Source organism: Natronoarchaeum sp. GCM10025321 (assembly GCF_042663585.1).
Classification (GTDB): domain Archaea; phylum Halobacteriota; class Halobacteria; order Halobacteriales; family Natronoarchaeaceae; genus Natranaeroarchaeum.
This window is the reverse complement of sequence record NZ_JBHTAN010000002.1, coordinates 27,123-42,124: the sequence shown is the minus strand read 5'-3', so window position 1 is coordinate 42,124 and position 15,002 is coordinate 27,123. Positions and strand designations below refer to the sequence as shown.

General features: G+C 56.5%; 16 protein-coding genes, 1 tRNA gene and 2 pseudogenes. 8 read left to right on the top strand and 11 right to left on the bottom strand.

Annotated features, from left to right (window positions below; translation table 11 throughout):
• Positions 1 to 57 precede the first annotated feature (57 nt).
• Positions 58 to 825 (top strand): NAD(+)/NADH kinase, encoded by a 768-nt coding sequence (locus tag ACFQL3_RS01955; RefSeq protein WP_377050905.1) that lies wholly within the window; start codon positions 58 to 60, stop codon positions 823 to 825.
• A 236-nt stretch (positions 826 to 1,061) separates the two neighbouring features.
• Here the strand turns inward: ACFQL3_RS01955 and ACFQL3_RS01950 are convergent, their stop codons facing one another.
• The 3 genes and pseudogenes from ACFQL3_RS01950 to ACFQL3_RS01940 all read right to left on the bottom strand — a co-directional run bounded on the left by ACFQL3_RS01950 (position 1,062) and on the right by ACFQL3_RS01940 (position 2,206).
• On the bottom strand, positions 1,062 to 1,289 hold the full coding sequence (locus ACFQL3_RS01950) for a DUF1152 domain-containing protein (RefSeq protein WP_377051041.1): 228 nt from the start codon (positions 1,287 to 1,289) through the stop codon (positions 1,062 to 1,064).
• A gap of 13 nt (positions 1,290 to 1,302) precedes the next feature.
• Positions 1,303 to 1,761 (bottom strand): annotated as a pseudogene (locus ACFQL3_RS01945) (DUF1152 domain-containing protein).
• A gap of 52 nt (positions 1,762 to 1,813) precedes the next feature.
• Positions 1,814 to 2,206 carry an NUDIX domain-containing protein gene (locus tag ACFQL3_RS01940; protein WP_377050903.1) on the bottom strand — a complete coding sequence of 131 codons (393 nt, stop codon included), beginning with the start codon at positions 2,204 to 2,206 and terminating at the stop codon, positions 1,814 to 1,816.
• A 150-nt stretch (positions 2,207 to 2,356) separates the two neighbouring features.
• Between ACFQL3_RS01940 and ACFQL3_RS01935 the strand changes: the two genes are divergently transcribed.
• Positions 2,357 to 2,599, top strand: a complete 243-nt coding sequence (locus ACFQL3_RS01935; protein WP_377050901.1) for an amphi-Trp domain-containing protein — start codon at positions 2,357 to 2,359, stop codon at positions 2,597 to 2,599.
• A gap of 24 nt (positions 2,600 to 2,623) precedes the next feature.
• Here ACFQL3_RS01935 and ACFQL3_RS01930 read toward each other — a convergent pair whose 3' ends face one another.
• The 3 genes from ACFQL3_RS01930 to ACFQL3_RS01920 form a co-directional block, all read right to left on the bottom strand.
• Entirely contained in the window at positions 2,624 to 3,136 is a 513-nt protein-coding gene (locus ACFQL3_RS01930) for a YbhB/YbcL family Raf kinase inhibitor-like protein (RefSeq protein WP_377050899.1), read from the bottom strand.
• A 118-nt stretch (positions 3,137 to 3,254) separates the two neighbouring features.
• The gene (locus ACFQL3_RS01925; protein WP_377051039.1) at positions 3,255 to 4,490 is read right to left on the bottom strand and encodes an MFS transporter; all 1,236 of its coding nucleotides are present in this window, start codon (positions 4,488 to 4,490) and stop codon (positions 3,255 to 3,257) included.
• A 136-nt stretch (positions 4,491 to 4,626) separates the two neighbouring features.
• Complete coding sequence (locus ACFQL3_RS01920) at positions 4,627 to 4,866, bottom strand: hypothetical protein (protein WP_377051045.1); 240 nt, start codon at positions 4,864 to 4,866, stop codon at positions 4,627 to 4,629.
• 135 nt (positions 4,867 to 5,001) lie between these two features.
• Here ACFQL3_RS01920 and ACFQL3_RS01915 point away from each other — a divergent pair, with 135 nt between their 5' ends.
• The 5 genes and pseudogenes from ACFQL3_RS01915 to hisI all read left to right on the top strand — a co-directional run bounded on the left by ACFQL3_RS01915 (position 5,002) and on the right by hisI (position 9,761).
• Complete coding sequence (locus ACFQL3_RS01915; protein WP_377050897.1) at positions 5,002 to 6,153, top strand: mandelate racemase/muconate lactonizing enzyme family protein; 1,152 nt, start codon at positions 5,002 to 5,004, stop codon at positions 6,151 to 6,153.
• Positions 6,154 to 6,228: 75 nt separating this feature from the next.
• A complete protein-coding gene (gfcR, locus tag ACFQL3_RS01910) occupies positions 6,229 to 6,858 on the top strand; it encodes a transcriptional regulator GfcR (RefSeq protein ID WP_377050895.1) in 630 nt (209 codons plus the stop codon).
• 544 nt (positions 6,859 to 7,402) lie between these two features.
• Positions 7,403 to 7,756 (top strand): annotated as a pseudogene (locus tag ACFQL3_RS01905) (4a-hydroxytetrahydrobiopterin dehydratase).
• A 217-nt stretch (positions 7,757 to 7,973) separates the two neighbouring features.
• On the top strand, positions 7,974 to 9,317 hold the full coding sequence (locus ACFQL3_RS01900; RefSeq protein WP_336331141.1) for a ribonuclease J: 1,344 nt from the start codon (positions 7,974 to 7,976) through the stop codon (positions 9,315 to 9,317).
• 66 nt (positions 9,318 to 9,383) lie between these two features.
• Complete coding sequence (hisI, locus tag ACFQL3_RS01895) at positions 9,384 to 9,761, top strand: phosphoribosyl-AMP cyclohydrolase (protein ID WP_336331142.1); 378 nt, start codon at positions 9,384 to 9,386, stop codon at positions 9,759 to 9,761.
• A gap of 19 nt (positions 9,762 to 9,780) precedes the next feature.
• On the opposite strand, the gene ACFQL3_RS01890 is transcribed toward hisI, so the two are convergent.
• The 5 genes from ACFQL3_RS01890 to ACFQL3_RS01870 form a co-directional block, all read right to left on the bottom strand.
• Positions 9,781 to 9,855: transfer RNA gene (locus tag ACFQL3_RS01890), tRNA-Met, on the bottom strand.
• Between the two features lie 254 nt (positions 9,856 to 10,109).
• The gene (locus ACFQL3_RS01885; RefSeq protein WP_336331143.1) at positions 10,110 to 10,565 is read right to left on the bottom strand and encodes a YbhB/YbcL family Raf kinase inhibitor-like protein; all 456 of its coding nucleotides are present in this window, start codon (positions 10,563 to 10,565) and stop codon (positions 10,110 to 10,112) included.
• Positions 10,566 to 10,686: 121 nt separating this feature from the next.
• Entirely contained in the window at positions 10,687 to 11,913 is a 1,227-nt protein-coding gene (locus tag ACFQL3_RS01880; protein WP_336331144.1) for a phage integrase SAM-like domain-containing protein, read from the bottom strand.
• Between the two features lie 633 nt (positions 11,914 to 12,546).
• A complete protein-coding gene (locus ACFQL3_RS01875) occupies positions 12,547 to 12,972 on the bottom strand; it encodes a hypothetical protein (RefSeq protein WP_377050892.1) in 426 nt (141 codons plus the stop codon).
• Complete coding sequence (locus ACFQL3_RS01870; RefSeq protein ID WP_377050890.1) at positions 12,972 to 13,829, bottom strand: ParA family protein; 858 nt, start codon at positions 13,827 to 13,829, stop codon at positions 12,972 to 12,974. Before ACFQL3_RS01870 ends, ACFQL3_RS01875 begins: the two co-directional genes overlap by 1 nt.
• A 926-nt stretch (positions 13,830 to 14,755) precedes the next feature.
• Between ACFQL3_RS01870 and ACFQL3_RS01865 the strand changes: the two genes are divergently transcribed.
• Complete coding sequence (locus ACFQL3_RS01865; protein WP_377050888.1) at positions 14,756 to 14,998, top strand: MarR family transcriptional regulator; 243 nt, start codon at positions 14,756 to 14,758, stop codon at positions 14,996 to 14,998.
• Positions 14,999 to 15,002 lie beyond the last annotated feature (4 nt).

The following is a 15,002-nucleotide window of genomic DNA, read 5'->3' as shown; positions in this document are numbered from 1 at the left end:
GCAACGACCGAACGGACACCTACAAAACCTCGGTTGCGTAAGAACAAGAGGACTACCGTGCGCTATTACGTGATCTCGAATGACGAGACCCACCAGGAGGAGTGGGAGACAACACTCGAAGAACAGGGATTCGATGTCGTCGAGGAGTACGACCCCGACGCGATCATTATTACGCTCGGTGGCGATGGGACGATTCTCTACGCTACAAGGGCTTGTTCCGATCCGACGATCCTGCCGGTGCGAACAGGCGACTCGAAAGGGTTCAAGACACAGCTCGATAGTGACCAGCTGGTAGAGACGCTCGATAGGCTCGAATCGGAAACCAACGAAGATACGTACACAATCAGAGAGCACCGCAAGATTGCCGCCTACCACGACGGGACACAACTCCGCGGAGAATTCACCGCAATAAACGAGGTGAGTGTCCACCATTCGTCGCCGACTCTCGCAGCAGTGCTCACGATGCGGATTCAAGACGGAGGCGATTACTATGAATTCGATCGAATCGTCGGTGATGGGGTACTCGTAGCGACGCCATTTGGATCGACAGCCTACTATCAGTCGATCACTAACGGAACGTTCTCTGAGGGGCTCGGCGTCGCATTCAACAACGTCCACACGCCAGTCGAGACGCCGGACTATCTAGTGCTCTCGGCGGACGCCGTCGTCGAGGTCGAAATGCTGGAATCCGAGCACGCCTCCAGCGCGGTCCTCACACGAGACAACGCTGAAGAGACGTACGAACTGACCGTTGGCGAACCGATCGAGATTCGCCAGGCTGACGAATCCGTCGAGATACTTGAGCCGCTGGTTCCAGATAGCTGAGTTCCGCCGTGTGAGTCAGGAGTTGGTAAGCCGCTGGCGTTCCGTCTCGAATTCCGTCTGGAGTCCCATCTCGTTGAGTGCTGTCGTCGCCTCGTTCAGTCCGTCCCTCGAACGCAAGCCGCGATACGGGACGATGTCGCCACGGGTGCTGGATCGAAGTATAACGTGACAGGACTCGTCGGAGTCAGTTGAACCGCAACCTCGCCGTCCCGAATCTGCCGCAGCCCAAAATTCCCTCAAGCCGCCTCGATGGGAACTCCGCTCGCCTCAGTCTCGACGTGAGCGAGCACGTCTTCGAGTTCATTTCGCACATGGGGTGTCAACCCCCACGCGTCCAGCAGGCCATCGCGGCTGGCAATCGCCTCGAATCGCACTTCGAGTTCGTCGAGTGTGAGTTCACCGTCGCTCCCGTACCCAAAGACGCCGAGACAATCGGCTGTCTCAAGGTCGTCGAGGGCGACCAGTCCGATACGTCCGTCACCGGACTCCGAAGGCCTGGTTCGTCTCCCCTCGCGAGGACGTCACACCCGCGTCGACACCGACGACGAGGTCGATGTCCAGCTGCCGGGCAGCCGCATCGATTCCCCGGCGGACGGCATCGACACCGTGCGAAATGTCGATGAGTGCCGTGTCGGTATCGTAGTGGCGAGCGACGAGCGTCTCCGTGAATTCGAGCCCGTCCTGCGTTCACGTCTCAGCGCTCGCGAGCCCGACTGTCTCGCTGAGACGGTCGAGACCACCGATCTCGTCGAAGGACCGCGGACCAGGACGGGTATCCTTCGGCACGGGTTCCCACGCGATACCGCCGAGGAGGACATCGAGTCCGTGCTGTTCCAGTAACCGAGCGGTCGGAAGACTCCCGACGATATCGCCGCTCCCACCGATACCGAACACGAGTGCGGAGTCGAAGTCGAACAGCGCCTCGAGGGAGTCCATATATGCGTCTTCGAGAGCTACTACGAAGAACGATACGCCGGCAACACACCGGTCACTCACGCAACGCGTCAGTGACGATCTGTTCGTGATCGAATCCCATCTCGGGCAGATTCTCCGGATCGAACGTCTCCACTTGCGCGGCTTCTTCACGAGGCGTCGGTGTTTGGTCACCACGAGGCGTACATCGATACGCTGCACTCACGTTTCCGCGCTCGTCTCGGTCGGGATCATCGTAGAGGCCGACGAACCCGTCAATAGTTACGTCGAGACCGACTTCCTCCTTCGTTTCTCGGATACACGCTTCCCGTGTAGTTTCATCCGGTTCGACGAGTCCACCGGGAAGGACCCACGATCCTTCGAACGGTGGATGATTTCGTTCGAGAAGGACAACTTCTCCATCGATTACGATTACAGCGTCGACCGTCAGTGCCCGTACATCGACCATACGGACTGGTTCAATAACGGGGCACTAAGATGTGCAGGACAAACAGCCAGAGCTCAGAAAACTCCAGCCGAGACAATTCTCTGGAGTACGATCTCTGAGTATGAGAACGAGGGACATACCATATTAGGCTAGGGGCCGTAGAGCTAACTGATGCCCGAAGAAGTACTCTTCAAGACTGAAGAATCGCGCTCCCGGTCGGAGATCGCCGAAACGCTCGTCGCTGCTGCCGAGCAGATCGAAGCAGGGACAGTCCAGCTAGAGAGTACGGATCAATCAGAGACTGTCACTGTTCCCGAGGAACCGACGTTCGAAGTCGAGCTCGAACGTCTCACCGACTCGGAAACCGGAGAACAACGATACGAGCTCGAATACGAGCTTCACTGGACGGAATAAGCGCCCCGATACTGGGACCGATCCTCAAAAGGCGGTTCCCTGAGACGCCTCGTAGGTGCCGACGAGCTGCGTCGCTGCGAGAATCTCAGCCTCCATCGCGATCGCCGACCCCAGCCGTGCTTTCCGCGTCTCCTCGGGCATCTCAAGTTCAGAATCGAGCGCGAGGAGCTTGAACCGGTAGTCGTGACTTCCCTCCGGCGGCGAGGGTCCACCGTATCCCTGTTCGACGTAGTCGTTGTAACCCTCGACAGCGCGAACAGCGTCCCAATCCTCCGGAATCGTTCCGATATTGGGGTCGATGTCCCAGGCCAACCAGTGGTCCCACGTGTGGCCGGCGACGGGCTGTGCATCGGGGTCGTCAAGCACTAACACCAGGGCTTCAGCCTCAGCCGGAACGCCGCTAATATCGAGCTGTGGATTGGCGTTCTCGTTGACGTAGCCGGTCGAATCAGGCATCGGTTCGCCGTCATCGAAGGCAAAACTCGTCAGTTGAAGATCGTCTTGCTGCTCGATATCTCCGTGGAGTGGTGTTGACATATCCTATCGACCTCCGTAGTGGGCGACAGACAGGGCAGTCACCCCTCAAATAGATGGTAATGTGATGGTCTCTTAATAGTTCAGGATTGAGACAGAGCTTGGTTTTCAGAATGGCCACTCACCACTGACGAAGGGCGCGTGACCCGTGTTCCCACGAGAGAATTCCGAGGAACGTTGCGACGCCCGATAGCGCGGCGAATCCGCCGACGAAGAACACCCACTCGATGCCAAACTGACCCATCACCCACCCACCGGCGAGCGGGGCGAGGACGCTTCCGGGTTTCCAGACCAGTGAGCGAACGCCGAAGCTACTCGTAATGCCCTCGCCTTTCCCCTCGTCCGCGAATAGGGCCATACTCGCAGGTTCCCGGAATGCGTCTGCGATACCGAGCAATCCATTCAGAATCAGGACTACGACGACGGCACCAGTGATCTCTCCTGCCATCGGGACGGAGAACGTGAGAAGTCCATCGAACGTCGACGCGAACGGGAACGCGAGTGCGATCAGCCCGTAGGCGCCGCCACCGGCGAAGACGAACAGCGCTCGACCCTGCCGGTCCGAGAACCGACCTGTGATCGGCTGACAGACCATGTTCGTCACCTTCTCGGTTGCGAGGACTGCACCGACAACGACAGTACCGTACGCGAGCCCGCCTTGGGCAGCCGACACGCCGACGAAAATGGGCACCCACTTGCGAACGAGGGAGACAGCGACGGCATACTGAGCGCGAAAGCTGGTGAGCGTCACGATCCGGCGATTCACTGCGAGATCGGTGAATGCGAAGCCGGTAATCGTGGTCTCATCACTGTCGACGAACAGCCAGATACTCACAGCGGCGACAACCAAGAGGACCGTCAACATGCCAAATAGGATATCAAATCCGGTGAGTGCGAAGAGAATACCGGAACCGATCGTCCCCGCGATACCCGCGGCCATCCGAAAGGCGTTGTACTTACCGATGAGATTCGCACGGCCGTCGTTCGGGGCGAGTTCTCCAACGAGGGCGAGCCCCAACAGTCCTGTACCTGTGAGACCGAATCCCTGGAGAAACCGTGCCGCGAGGAATCCAGAGATGGTCGTGACGCGGGCGAGCGCCAGATATGCCACGGCACTCACGATCAGCGCCCCAACGAGGAGCAGCCGCTTGCTATACCGATCACCCGCCCAGCCGAGTGGAACGATACCAACCGTCCGGGCGAGTTCAAGCGCGGTGATGAAGAGGCCGATCGTCACGCCGGTTGCCCCGAGCGCATCGATGTAGTCCGGCAGAAGCGTCAGGACTGTCATGAACCCGAAACTGGTGGCGAATCGAGTGAGGTAGAGCGAGGAAAACTGCAACTCGTCGTTCGTCACAGCCATATCAAGTCAGGATTTCGTCGACATCGCAAAACGGGTTCCGAAACCGAAGTCGAATCAGAGTAGACGTACATCGCTGGCCCCCGATACTCTGTCCCCGCTCGCTCATCCGTGGAGTTCGGGATGGCACCATTCAATCTGCGCCCTCGAAAATGATGATCGCGACCGAGAGACCGACGATGGCCGAGAGGGGTTCGGGGCCACCAAAGGCTTCGAGGCCAACAACATCGAGACCCTCAGGACCGACGAGAATTCCAGCGAGAATAAGAAAGAGCACGCTCGGGATCTCCAGCCGGTCGGCTAACACCTGGGCTGCGACACCCAGCCCTAAGATGGTCACGACGAGGGGAATCAAACCGGTCCCGGAACTCACAGGGAGCGCACCTATCTGAACGAAACTGCTCCCGATATAAAATCACCGTGAAATTCCTGTCCGGCGATTCCAGCAGATTTCTTCTGATTGTATCGAAGTCGGAACGGCTTTTTCAATCCTTCAGAAAGTATCCCTATGCGAGTAACTGACGTCGAGACGTTCGTCGTCGACGCCGACTGGCGGAACTGGTTCTTTGTCCAGATCAAGACAGACGAAGGTATCACCGGTGTCGGTGAGGCACTAAGTGGTGAAGGACTGACCGCAGCCCTCGAAGCCACCGCAGAAGCACACAAGCACTACGTGATCGGCGAGGACCCGCTGAATCGGAAACAAATCAATCGAAAGCTCCGGCGCTATCCCTTCGCGTGGCGAGCCGGGAAGCTCATCAACGCGGTCGCTGCGGCAATCGACATCGCACTCTGGGATATCGCCGGCAAGCACTACGGCGAACCGGTCTGGAAACTTCTTGGCGGCAAGGTTCACGACGAGATCCCCGTCTACGCAAACGGCTGGCACATCGGCGACCGCACGCCAGAGAACTACGCCCATCATGCCGAGAAGGCGGTCGACGAACAAGGATATCCAGCACTGAAGTGTGACCCGTTCGCCCACTACGAACACTCTTTGACCGATGCGCAGCTCAACGAAGTCGCCGACCTCCTCGACGCCGTTCGAGACGCCGTCGGGTGGGATATCGGTATCGCCCTCGACTGTCACGGTCGGTTTACCCGCCGGGGAGCAATCGAGGTCGCAGACGCGCTCGAAGAGTACGACATCATGTTCCTCGAAGAGCCGGTCGAACTCGAAGACCGTGAAGTGATGGCTGACGTAACCCAGCACGTCAATATGCCCGTCGCCACCGGCGAGCGCATCTACAATAACGAGACGATGGAAGATCTCGTCCGGAAGCAGGCCTGCGACATCATCCAGCCGGACGTGACGAACTACGGAAGCCTCCGAGAAGTCCAGCACGCCGCAGCGATGGCGGACGCTCGATACATGACGATCGCACCGCACAACCCGAACGCCGGTGTCAGTACGGCTGCGTCAGTCCATCTGTGTGCCGGACTCGAAAATCTTGAAGTCCTCGAACATATGAGTCGAGACGTCGAGTGGGGTGACGAAATCATCGAACACGAGTACACCGTGGAAGATGGAGTTATCGAGGTGCCAGATGAACCGGGACTCGGTGTCACATTCCATCCGGACGCGGCTCGTGAGTATCCCGGAGAGCCAAAGGATAGTCACAGCCTCTTCGACAAGGAAGGAGCACTCAAACGTCCATAGTCCTTCACACTGTACCTTTTAGGACGAGCAGCCAGGCCGACACACGTAAAACGTACCACTCCAAGTTCGAGACAGATGAAGAATGTTGATGATCTCATTTCGGATGCTGCTTCCTTAGCCAATCGAGGGGTGTCAAAGGGCGAAATCGCAGACGAGCTGAACGTCTCTCGTGAAACTGCCAGCTGGTTGGTCGAACGGAGTAAATCGACGACCCGAGATACTCAATCGGTAGACACAAAGAAACCTCACGATATTCATGTAGATTGGAATGCCATCGGGCGTGATAGCACACGGTTAACGCATATTGGAAACGCGATGGCTAATATGCTCCCAAACCAACATCAAGAACCAGCACTCACGGTCGGTATTGAGAAAGCCGGGACACCGCTCGCAACCGTCGTGGCCCAAACACTCGACACTGGTCTCGCTACGTACACGCCACGCAAACATCAATGGGAGAACGGTGATATCGAGGGTCTCGAGGGTAGTTTCTCGCGGAATTTTTCCAGTGTCCATGGATACGATTGCCATATCGTTGATGACACGATTACTAGTGGAACGACGTTACGCGAAACTATTGAGGCGATAACCGATACAGGGGGAAACCCAGTCGCTGCAGCTGTACTGATCGATAAACAGGGAGTCGAGGATATCGATGGTGTTCCAATATATTCCCTCATTGATGTTCTATCCGTTAATGCATAATCACTAGTCTACGGGCTACCAACGAACCCCCGACTCAATTCGTTGCGGCCTGAACTGTATGTCGATTTTAAGCCCGCAACAGGATACCGTTTGCTGGAACAAGATGGATTCGAAAGAGACAGTCAGTGGTTATCAAGTTCTGTAACTTTTGTTGTAAGGCATTCTGGACACTGAATGCGCTGGGGAGCAGTCTGAGACTCAAATTCCGTGTTACATTCAGTACAACAGTAATGATGTGTTGTAGCAGACGACTCACTGAGTCCGAGGACACGCCGGATGTTCTGAAACACAGCCATTCAGCATAGAAGGTGAACCGGCCGTAGACAAATCATTACTGGAGGAGACGTTCCGGGAAACGCGTTAGTAGATCGTTCAGCCGAATCGGACAATACGTCTTGTTTTACTGAATCAAGAAAAGCATACTTCCTTGAGGGATCAGAATAGCTACCGTTCCTACTCCCCGTCATCGAAGTGTAAGTCCTGGCATCGTCAACCCTTCCGACGACGACCAAAGTACAAACAGGAGGCGAGTGTAAACGGAGATATGGCATCGGCACTGGCAGACGAAGCGTGTGAAGCGTGTACGTCAGAGGATAAGCCGCTCACCGAGGCTGAATACTCGGAGTACCTTGCCGAACTCGACGAAGACGTGTGGGAAGTAGTAGACGAACACCACCTCAAAGGGACCTACGAGTTCGACGATTTTCGTGACGCACTCGAGTTTACCTACGAAGTCGGCGAACTCGCCGAGGAAGAATAGCATCATCCAGATATCCACCTCCAGTGGGGAGAGGTAAAAATCGAGATGTGGACGCACAAGATCGACGGCCTCCACAAAACCGACTTCGTGATGGCGGCACGAATGGATCGAATCCACGAAGAGTACGCCCCAGAGTAACGATACTATATACGACGCCCGAATCCACGGGTATTTACGTTGGGACCGCCAGTTTTCACGTAACCGAAATACGCGTTGTCCCCGGGAAGGTCAAGAAGTCCAGATACATCGACTAATGGTCACAGATTGACCTGCTGTCGAAGCCAGCTTCACACCGGCTCTCCTTCACCAGGCGGACTTTGACGAGTTCTGGGATCGCTCTGATCGGACCCCGACTATGGAAATCGAAATCGCAACTATTGGCGGCTACGAGGAAGTCGGCCGCCAGATGACAGCCGTCCGTGCCGGCGACGACATCGTCGTCTTCGACATGGGTCTCAACCTCTCGAAAGTACTGATTCACGACAACCTCCAGACGGAGGAGATGCACTCGCTCGACCTCATCGACATGGGTGCCATCCCTGACGACCGGGTGATGAGCGACCTCGAGGGCGACGTACAAGCGATCGTCCCGACGCACGGTCACCTCGATCACATCGGTGCAATCAGCAAACTGGCGCATCGCTACGACGCTCCGATCGTCGCCGCGCCGTTCACCCTCGAACTCGTCAAGGAAGAGATCCAAGACGAGGGGAAGTTCCAGGTCCAGAACGACCTCATTGAGATGGACGCCGGCGAGACGATGCCAATCGGCGAACGGTGTGAACTGGAGTTCGTCAACGTCACGCACTCCATCATCAACGCCATCAACCCAGTCCTCCACACGCCCGAAGGTGCCATCGTCTACGGGCTGGACAAACGCATCGACCACACCCCCGTTATCGGTGACCCCATCGATATGAAGCGGTTCCGCGAAATCGGCCGCGAGGGTGAAGGCGTTCTCTGTTACATCGAGGACTGCACCAACGCGAACAAGAAGGGACGAACGCCGAGCGAAGCTGTCGCGCGGAGCCAACTCCGGGACGTCATCCAAAGCCTCGAAGACTACGACGGCGGGATCGTCGCGACGACGTTCTCGAGCCACATCGCTCGCGTCACGAGTCTGGTCGAATTCGCCGAAGAGATCGGGCGCCAGCCCGTCCTGCTCGGCCGGTCGATGGAGAAGTACTCGGGGACGGCCGAGCGCGTCGGCGCTGCGACCTTCCCCGACGACCTCGGCATGTACGGGCACCGGAAGTCCGTCGATCGGGCCTTCAAGCGAATCATGAACGAAGGTAAGGAGAACTACCTCCCGGTCGTAACGGGCCACCAGGGCGAGCCGCGCGCGATGCTCACGCGGATGGGACGCGGCGAGACCCCGTACGAACTTGACGACGGCGACAAGGTCATCTTCTCGGCTCGTGTGATTCCGGAGCCGACGAACGAGGGGCAGCGCTACCAGTCCGAGAAGCTTCTCGGGATGCAGGGTGCGCGTATCTACGACGACGTCCACGTCTCCGGCCATCTTTCCCAGGAGGGCCACTACGCGATGCTCGATGCGCTTCAACCGCAGCACGTGATCCCGTCACACCAGGACATGAAGGGGTATTCTGGCTATGTCGACCTCGCCGCAAAGCAGGGCTACAAACTGGGGCGTGATCTCCACGTCACCTCGAACGGGAACATCCTCCAGTTGGTCTAACCTCAAGCGAAGAGATCAGCTCGGGAAATAACAACTGGTTTCCCGAGTCTGTCGTATCGTAAGAGTATGCAGGACGAACGCCTCGACGTCGAACTCGACTTCGGTGAGGATGGACTGATTCCCGCGATTGCACAGGACGCCGAGACGGGTGACGTGCTGATGCTCGCGTACGTGTCCCCGGAGGCGCTCGCGGAAACCCAGAACACGGGGCTTGCTCACTACTACTCTCGGAGTCGCGACGAACTCTGGCAGAAAGGCGGCTCCAGTGGACATGTCCAACAGGTAAAGGAAATCCGCGTCGACTGTGATGGTGATGCGCTTCTCTATCGAATCGACCAGGAAGGTGGAGCGTGTCACACGGGCTATCGCTCCTGCTTCTATCGAACGATCGAAGGCGAGACCGTCGGCGAGAAAGTCTTTGAACCGGACGAGGTCTACGAATAGCGGTTGTGTCGGCGTGAAATAGCAGGAGGTGGATTTGAACCACCGATCTCCAGGTCATGAGCCTGGTGGAATCTCCGAGCTATCCTATCCCGCTACATACTACTCTACGAAAGTCGCGGATAAGCGTTGAGAAGTCGTCTTCGTGTGGGAATTAGTCACTCGATTTGTCGCTCGACTGCGTCCATCGCCAAACAACCTCGCCGGATGTAGCTGTGTATTCGCCCTTCGATCGGGCACTACAATTCTCACACACCAGCGTGAAAATTCCATACTCGTCGGTCTCAACCTCCTGTTGGGTACTGCAGTCCGGGCAGGTTACAGTTGAGTCAGCCATTGTCAGTAGCGCACCTATGGAGCAGCCGTGCCCTCGAGCCGAGTCTTATCGAGGATATTCCCGACAACTGCATCTACGAGTTCCTCTTTTTCTGTCACAGAGGGGAGCCCGAGCGTGGTCTCTAGGGCGTATAAACGGAAGCGGTAGGTCTGTTCCTGGCCGGTCGGGTTGGGTCCACCGTATCCGTGTTCTCCAAAGTCGTTTTGACCTTCTGTCGCCTGTTCGGGATCCCACCCTTCAGGAATCTCTTCCCGTGTTGGCGGAATATCCCACACGAGCCAATGGTTCCAGACATCTTTGCTCGAGGAACTGGGGTTCGGGCTATCGACGATCAACACCAGCGAAGCGCTCTCCGCTGGAACACCTTCGATTGTCAGTGGCGGGTTGATGTTCTCCTCCGTATAGCCGTAGCGATCCGGAATCCGACCGCCATCCTCGAACGCCGGACTTCGTAAGATCAGGTCTGTCATATGTCATCACCGTCTGGCGTATCGACTCCGATACGAAAGACATGTAGGAATTCTATGGCCGGCTGAAAAAGCTTCGTAAGCCGTTAAGAGCAAACACTGTACGAGACAATAGATAATTCAATCACAAATCAATTTCTTCGAGGGCTTCAGTAGCTACGTCTCCGAGCTCACCAGCTTCAATATGCGAGTACCGCTCCCGAACCATCTCCTCCGAGTTGTCGAGGTAACGGGCTGCTACAGTGTATCCGAAAGCCCGGACGAGCACCTCACCCATCCCGCGGCGCCCCCCATGAGGTGCAAGATAGTCGTGTTTCGGATGGGCGATGTCGATTTCGGCGGCCTCCGAGAACCGTTGGAGAATCGACCGTGCGCCGTCCGTCGTGATTGACGGCGGCCGAATGTCCTCATCGAGCGCAAGCAGGAGGTCCCGAGCGTACACCTCACGCCGCTCGTCGATTGCATCCGGGCGTTCTCCTCGTTCGGCTAGCTCTTCCGAGAGGAGCTCCGCGAGCGTCCGTTGGTCGAACGTCGGAAACACCGGCCACCGCTCCGTCGGTGGGTTCATCAGCTGGCGATAACTTCGCAGCGGAGAAATCACTGGATCGGGGAGACTCGCGGCGTCCCACTGCTGTTTCTTCCGGTAGACGTCCATACTCCCGTCGTCAAGGGAGAGGTCCTCCCAGCGGACGCCGCGCCGGCGTGGGTCGTTTGGGTCCCGAAGGAGTTCCCCGACCCGAACGGCGGTGTACGCGAGAACGAACACCAAAGCCCGGTCACGAGCCGCCTTCAGCGCCTCGTAGCGTGCTCGCTGCTTGTCGAGAGTGTCAGTATCCTCTGGGAGTGTCGTGTACGCCTCGACGGCGTCACGAGCCCGTTCGTCGACGTGGCGGGTGAGGGCGTGGCGCTGTTCGGACGTCCAGGCCTGCTGGTCACCGGGCTTGCGGCCGTCGTCCTCCGGCAACGGCGCCATCGCACTCGCCCGCTGCGCGTAGTGGGCCTCAAGATATCCTTCGTTGACGCACCAGCCGCACCACGCAGAGATATAGCGATAATAGGTTTGTACCGTATTCTGCTTGAGTCCCCGATCTCCACCGAGATGTCGGGCGTACTCCCGAAACACGCGTTCGTCGAGATCGTCGAAGGTTGGTTTGCGGTCGACATCGTCGGAGACGATCCCGGTCCAGTCGTCGGCGCCGCGGTCGCCGGCGGCCCACTCGGCGAACCGTTCGAGCTCGCGTGCAGCGTTACGTCGATAGTTCCCACCGTCGCCGCCGCGGCCTTTCCCCTTGTCTTGGAGGTAGCGCTCGAAGCTATCGTCGAGCGGCGTCGAAAGCGCTCGATCAGGCATCCACCGGCCCTCCACCGTCCTGTAGACCCGGTCTCGGTGCCGCTACCCCGGGGGAAGCGCCGTCGTGAGGCGGTTGCAGCATTCGTGCTTCACCGACGGCGGCGGGGTACTTCAAAGTGGTCGTGATTACCGGCGTAATCATGATCATTCTCTAAATCAATAGTATCGATAGATTCCAGGGTATAGGACCCACAGAGGACGAATTATCGTGCAGTAGACATCTATATACCATATCCTGCTATACAAAATATTGACCGGTTTAGAACAATTCGAGTGCGAGCAACAATGCATTTAGTAGCGACTTTGCGCCCTGGATGAGTATTCTTGCTATAGACCCTATACTCCGCTCGTGGGGTTCGTCAGGGCATCTAACATCAGGTAGAAGATTTCAAAGAGAATCTCAATCCAAGCAGGAGAAGTCGTTGGTGCTGTTCCCAGTGTTGCCCCGTGCGCCCCGCCGAGTGAGAACCCGTGCGGACCTCCAAAGGTGCCACCTGTCATCTATGGCTTCCTTTCTCACCCTAATAGATAAACATGAGGCGACGCCAGTATAGCGGAATTAGTCGGCGGTCACAACAACATTTTAGAAAACAGGTATTACTGAACTGGCGGAGGGCTGTTCCTTTTCAACTGTTACAGATCATAGCCCCATTCGCGGAGCTTTGACGCGATCAGATCAGGGTGTTCGTGTGCGACCGCGATTGCCGCCTCACGGTAATCAGACTTGTAGACCATCTCGCCGAGTTCCTCCTCCAGCTTATCGAGTGCATCTTCCTCGGCGTCAGTGAACTGCTCGCGGAGGAAAAACGGCACCTGCTCGCGGTCAGCGTTGACGTTCTCCCGCCGAAGCGTGTACGGGATCGACGACCGATCAAGGCGATTGTCAGGATCAGAGCTGCCCGACGGGGTGGCGTCCTGCGCAGACGTCGCGTCGGACGTATCGCTTGCGTACTCGTTAGGGATCGGCTCATCGACCGCTTCCGATTCAGAGTCGTCGTCCTCTGAGTCGTCCGAGTCCTCTCCGAGTCCCGCGTCCTCGGTGCCGGATTTGAGGCCCATTAAGCAGTCACCTCCGGCGCATCGAGGTCGGCCTGCGCTTCGAGGTGGCGTGCAAGATCGTCGAACTGATCAAGTGTATCGAGTTCGTGCGTGCGCTCGCGGGTTCGGTGCTTGTCGACATACATTTGTGGGCTACATTGTTGTTTCCAGCATCCTTCCATGAGCGACCGGCGTTCACCGATCACGACCGGGACAGGGTATGGGCTCGATTGTAGTTCGTCGAGAATCTCCTTCTGGTCATTTGTTCCGGAATAGCCGACCGGGACGACCGCGAGAACGCCGACGCCGACATCAACCTCGCGTTCGAGGCCGTTGACAAGATCGTCAAGACCGCTGATCGATTCCTGGCCTTTCGCCGTCGCCTCGAACGGAATCACGACGTTTCGTACCGCGACGAGCGCGTTATACAGGACCGGCCCTGCCTTTCCGGCCGTGTCGACGATTAGGACGTCGTAGTGGTCGCTGACGTTCGCCTCTTTCAGCACCCGGTGGAGTTGGTGATACATGCTGTACGAATCCCCGAGGCGTTCAGCCTGCTCTTTCTCGTTGAGCAGAAACTCGGGAAGGTCCTCGAGCATGTTGTGTGACGGGATTAGGTCGACGCCGTGTTCGACCGTGTGGGCGAGATCGTGGAAGTCGCCGCCCGGACGACCAGCCATGTGGCGAACGAGGTTGTCAAGCGACGAGTCGCCGCGGTCGTATTCCGGCCCAAAAAAGTACGTCAAGCTGCCGTTCTGAGTGTCCATGTCGATCGCCAGCACATCGTGTCCGGCGCGAGCGTGTTCGACTGCCAGCGTCGCAGCGCTCGTCGTCTTGCCGACGCCGCCCGCCTCAGACACAGGTGTATAGGTGAGCATCTACCAGATAGTTGTAGCCCATATATATAAAACTCAGTCAGACGTTATAACTACAAATTACAACTATACTCCATAGCTATAATCACTAACTGGCAGACACAACATGTTCTATTGAAAAATAACACCGAAGAGAAATATGCTATAGGTATAAAATATAACTATACTCTATAACTATAGCTACTACCTATATCCAAGACAGTCAACACACGCGATCGGGTACACGGGTAAGGTACGACAAAATGCTGGCGTGTTGATGGAGTGATGACTGATGACCCCACAAGGTGCAGCGGGGAGGAGCGTACTCATACTCATTCACCGATTTGGAAATATACTTCGAGCAATTACAATCAGGATCACATACTCCTCAATACGAGGAGTGACTGTTACGACTTTCGCGCGGTCGTTGTAATCAATAATATCGTATTTGGCAAGCTTTGGCAGGTGGTTCTGAATTAACCCATTATATACTGATTCATAATCTTCGGTAGTGACTTCTCGTGGTGAAATCCCATTTTCGACGCCTCCAATCACCCTAGCCAGATGTCTGACTTCGATATCCTGTTCATACCCGAATAGGAATAAGTAATTTAATAGAAAGACTCGCCGTTTATTTCCGAGTATTCCAAGGACATTCGACACGCTACCGGGGTAATGAACAGTAGACGTCATACACGATCTCCTCGAGTTCCAGTCGGTGGCTTATTCCGATTCTGACCGTCGGATTTTTGCAGTTTGTCGGTTTGGATGGACATGCTGTCTGTCTCAGGCAGCGCGGGTGCGGTGTCTCCAGCACCGCCCTCGTTTCTGAGGGACCGCGCTTCATACCATCCACTCTCTCCCAGGTCCTTAATTCTAACGTAGTAAATTGCTCTGTTAGAAAAATGCAGAAGGATACGACTATACGAACTGATGCGTATTCGTCACACATGACTAATGAGGAATACGCTCCGAGCGAAAACGAGGAAGAAATCCTGAATGTTTTGAAAGAAGGGCGGAGTTCATCTCAACCCTGGGGACGAGCGAATCCATTATTCCTACGGGAACAAACCGGACTAAACAAACAGCAGATAAATTATGCACTTAGGCAACTCATCGCTGCTGGATGGATAACAAAGGTCACAGAGGGGCTTTATGAATTCGTGGACGATCCCCGAAATGGTAACGCCTGAATTA

Bases quoted from the DNA above. Each gene is read 5' to 3' on its own strand.
- ACFQL3_RS01940 (WP_377050903.1), bottom strand. From the start codon at position 2,206: ATGGTCGATGTACGGGCACTGACGGTCGACGCTGTAATCGTAATCGAT.
- ACFQL3_RS01935 (WP_377050901.1), top strand. From the start codon at position 2,357: ATGCCCGAAGAAGTACTCTTCAAGACTGAAGAATCGCGCTCCCGGTCG.
- ACFQL3_RS01930 (WP_377050899.1), bottom strand. From the start codon at position 3,136: ATGTCAACACCACTCCACGGAGATATCGAGCAGCAAGACGATCTTCAA.
- ACFQL3_RS01915 (WP_377050897.1), top strand. From the start codon at position 5,002: ATGCGAGTAACTGACGTCGAGACGTTCGTCGTCGACGCCGACTGGCGG.
- gfcR (WP_377050895.1), top strand. From the start codon at position 6,229: ATGAAGAATGTTGATGATCTCATTTCGGATGCTGCTTCCTTAGCCAAT.
- ACFQL3_RS01900 (WP_336331141.1), top strand. From the start codon at position 7,974: ATGGAAATCGAAATCGCAACTATTGGCGGCTACGAGGAAGTCGGCCGC.
- hisI (WP_336331142.1), top strand. From the start codon at position 9,384: ATGCAGGACGAACGCCTCGACGTCGAACTCGACTTCGGTGAGGATGGA.
- ACFQL3_RS01885 (WP_336331143.1), bottom strand. From the start codon at position 10,565: ATGACAGACCTGATCTTACGAAGTCCGGCGTTCGAGGATGGCGGTCGG.
- ACFQL3_RS01880 (WP_336331144.1), bottom strand. From the start codon at position 11,913: ATGCCTGATCGAGCGCTTTCGACGCCGCTCGACGATAGCTTCGAGCGC.
- ACFQL3_RS01875 (WP_377050892.1), bottom strand. From the start codon at position 12,972: ATGGGCCTCAAATCCGGCACCGAGGACGCGGGACTCGGAGAGGACTCG.
- ACFQL3_RS01870 (WP_377050890.1), bottom strand. From the start codon at position 13,829: ATGCTCACCTATACACCTGTGTCTGAGGCGGGCGGCGTCGGCAAGACG.
- ACFQL3_RS01865 (WP_377050888.1), top strand. From the start codon at position 14,756: ATGACTAATGAGGAATACGCTCCGAGCGAAAACGAGGAAGAAATCCTG.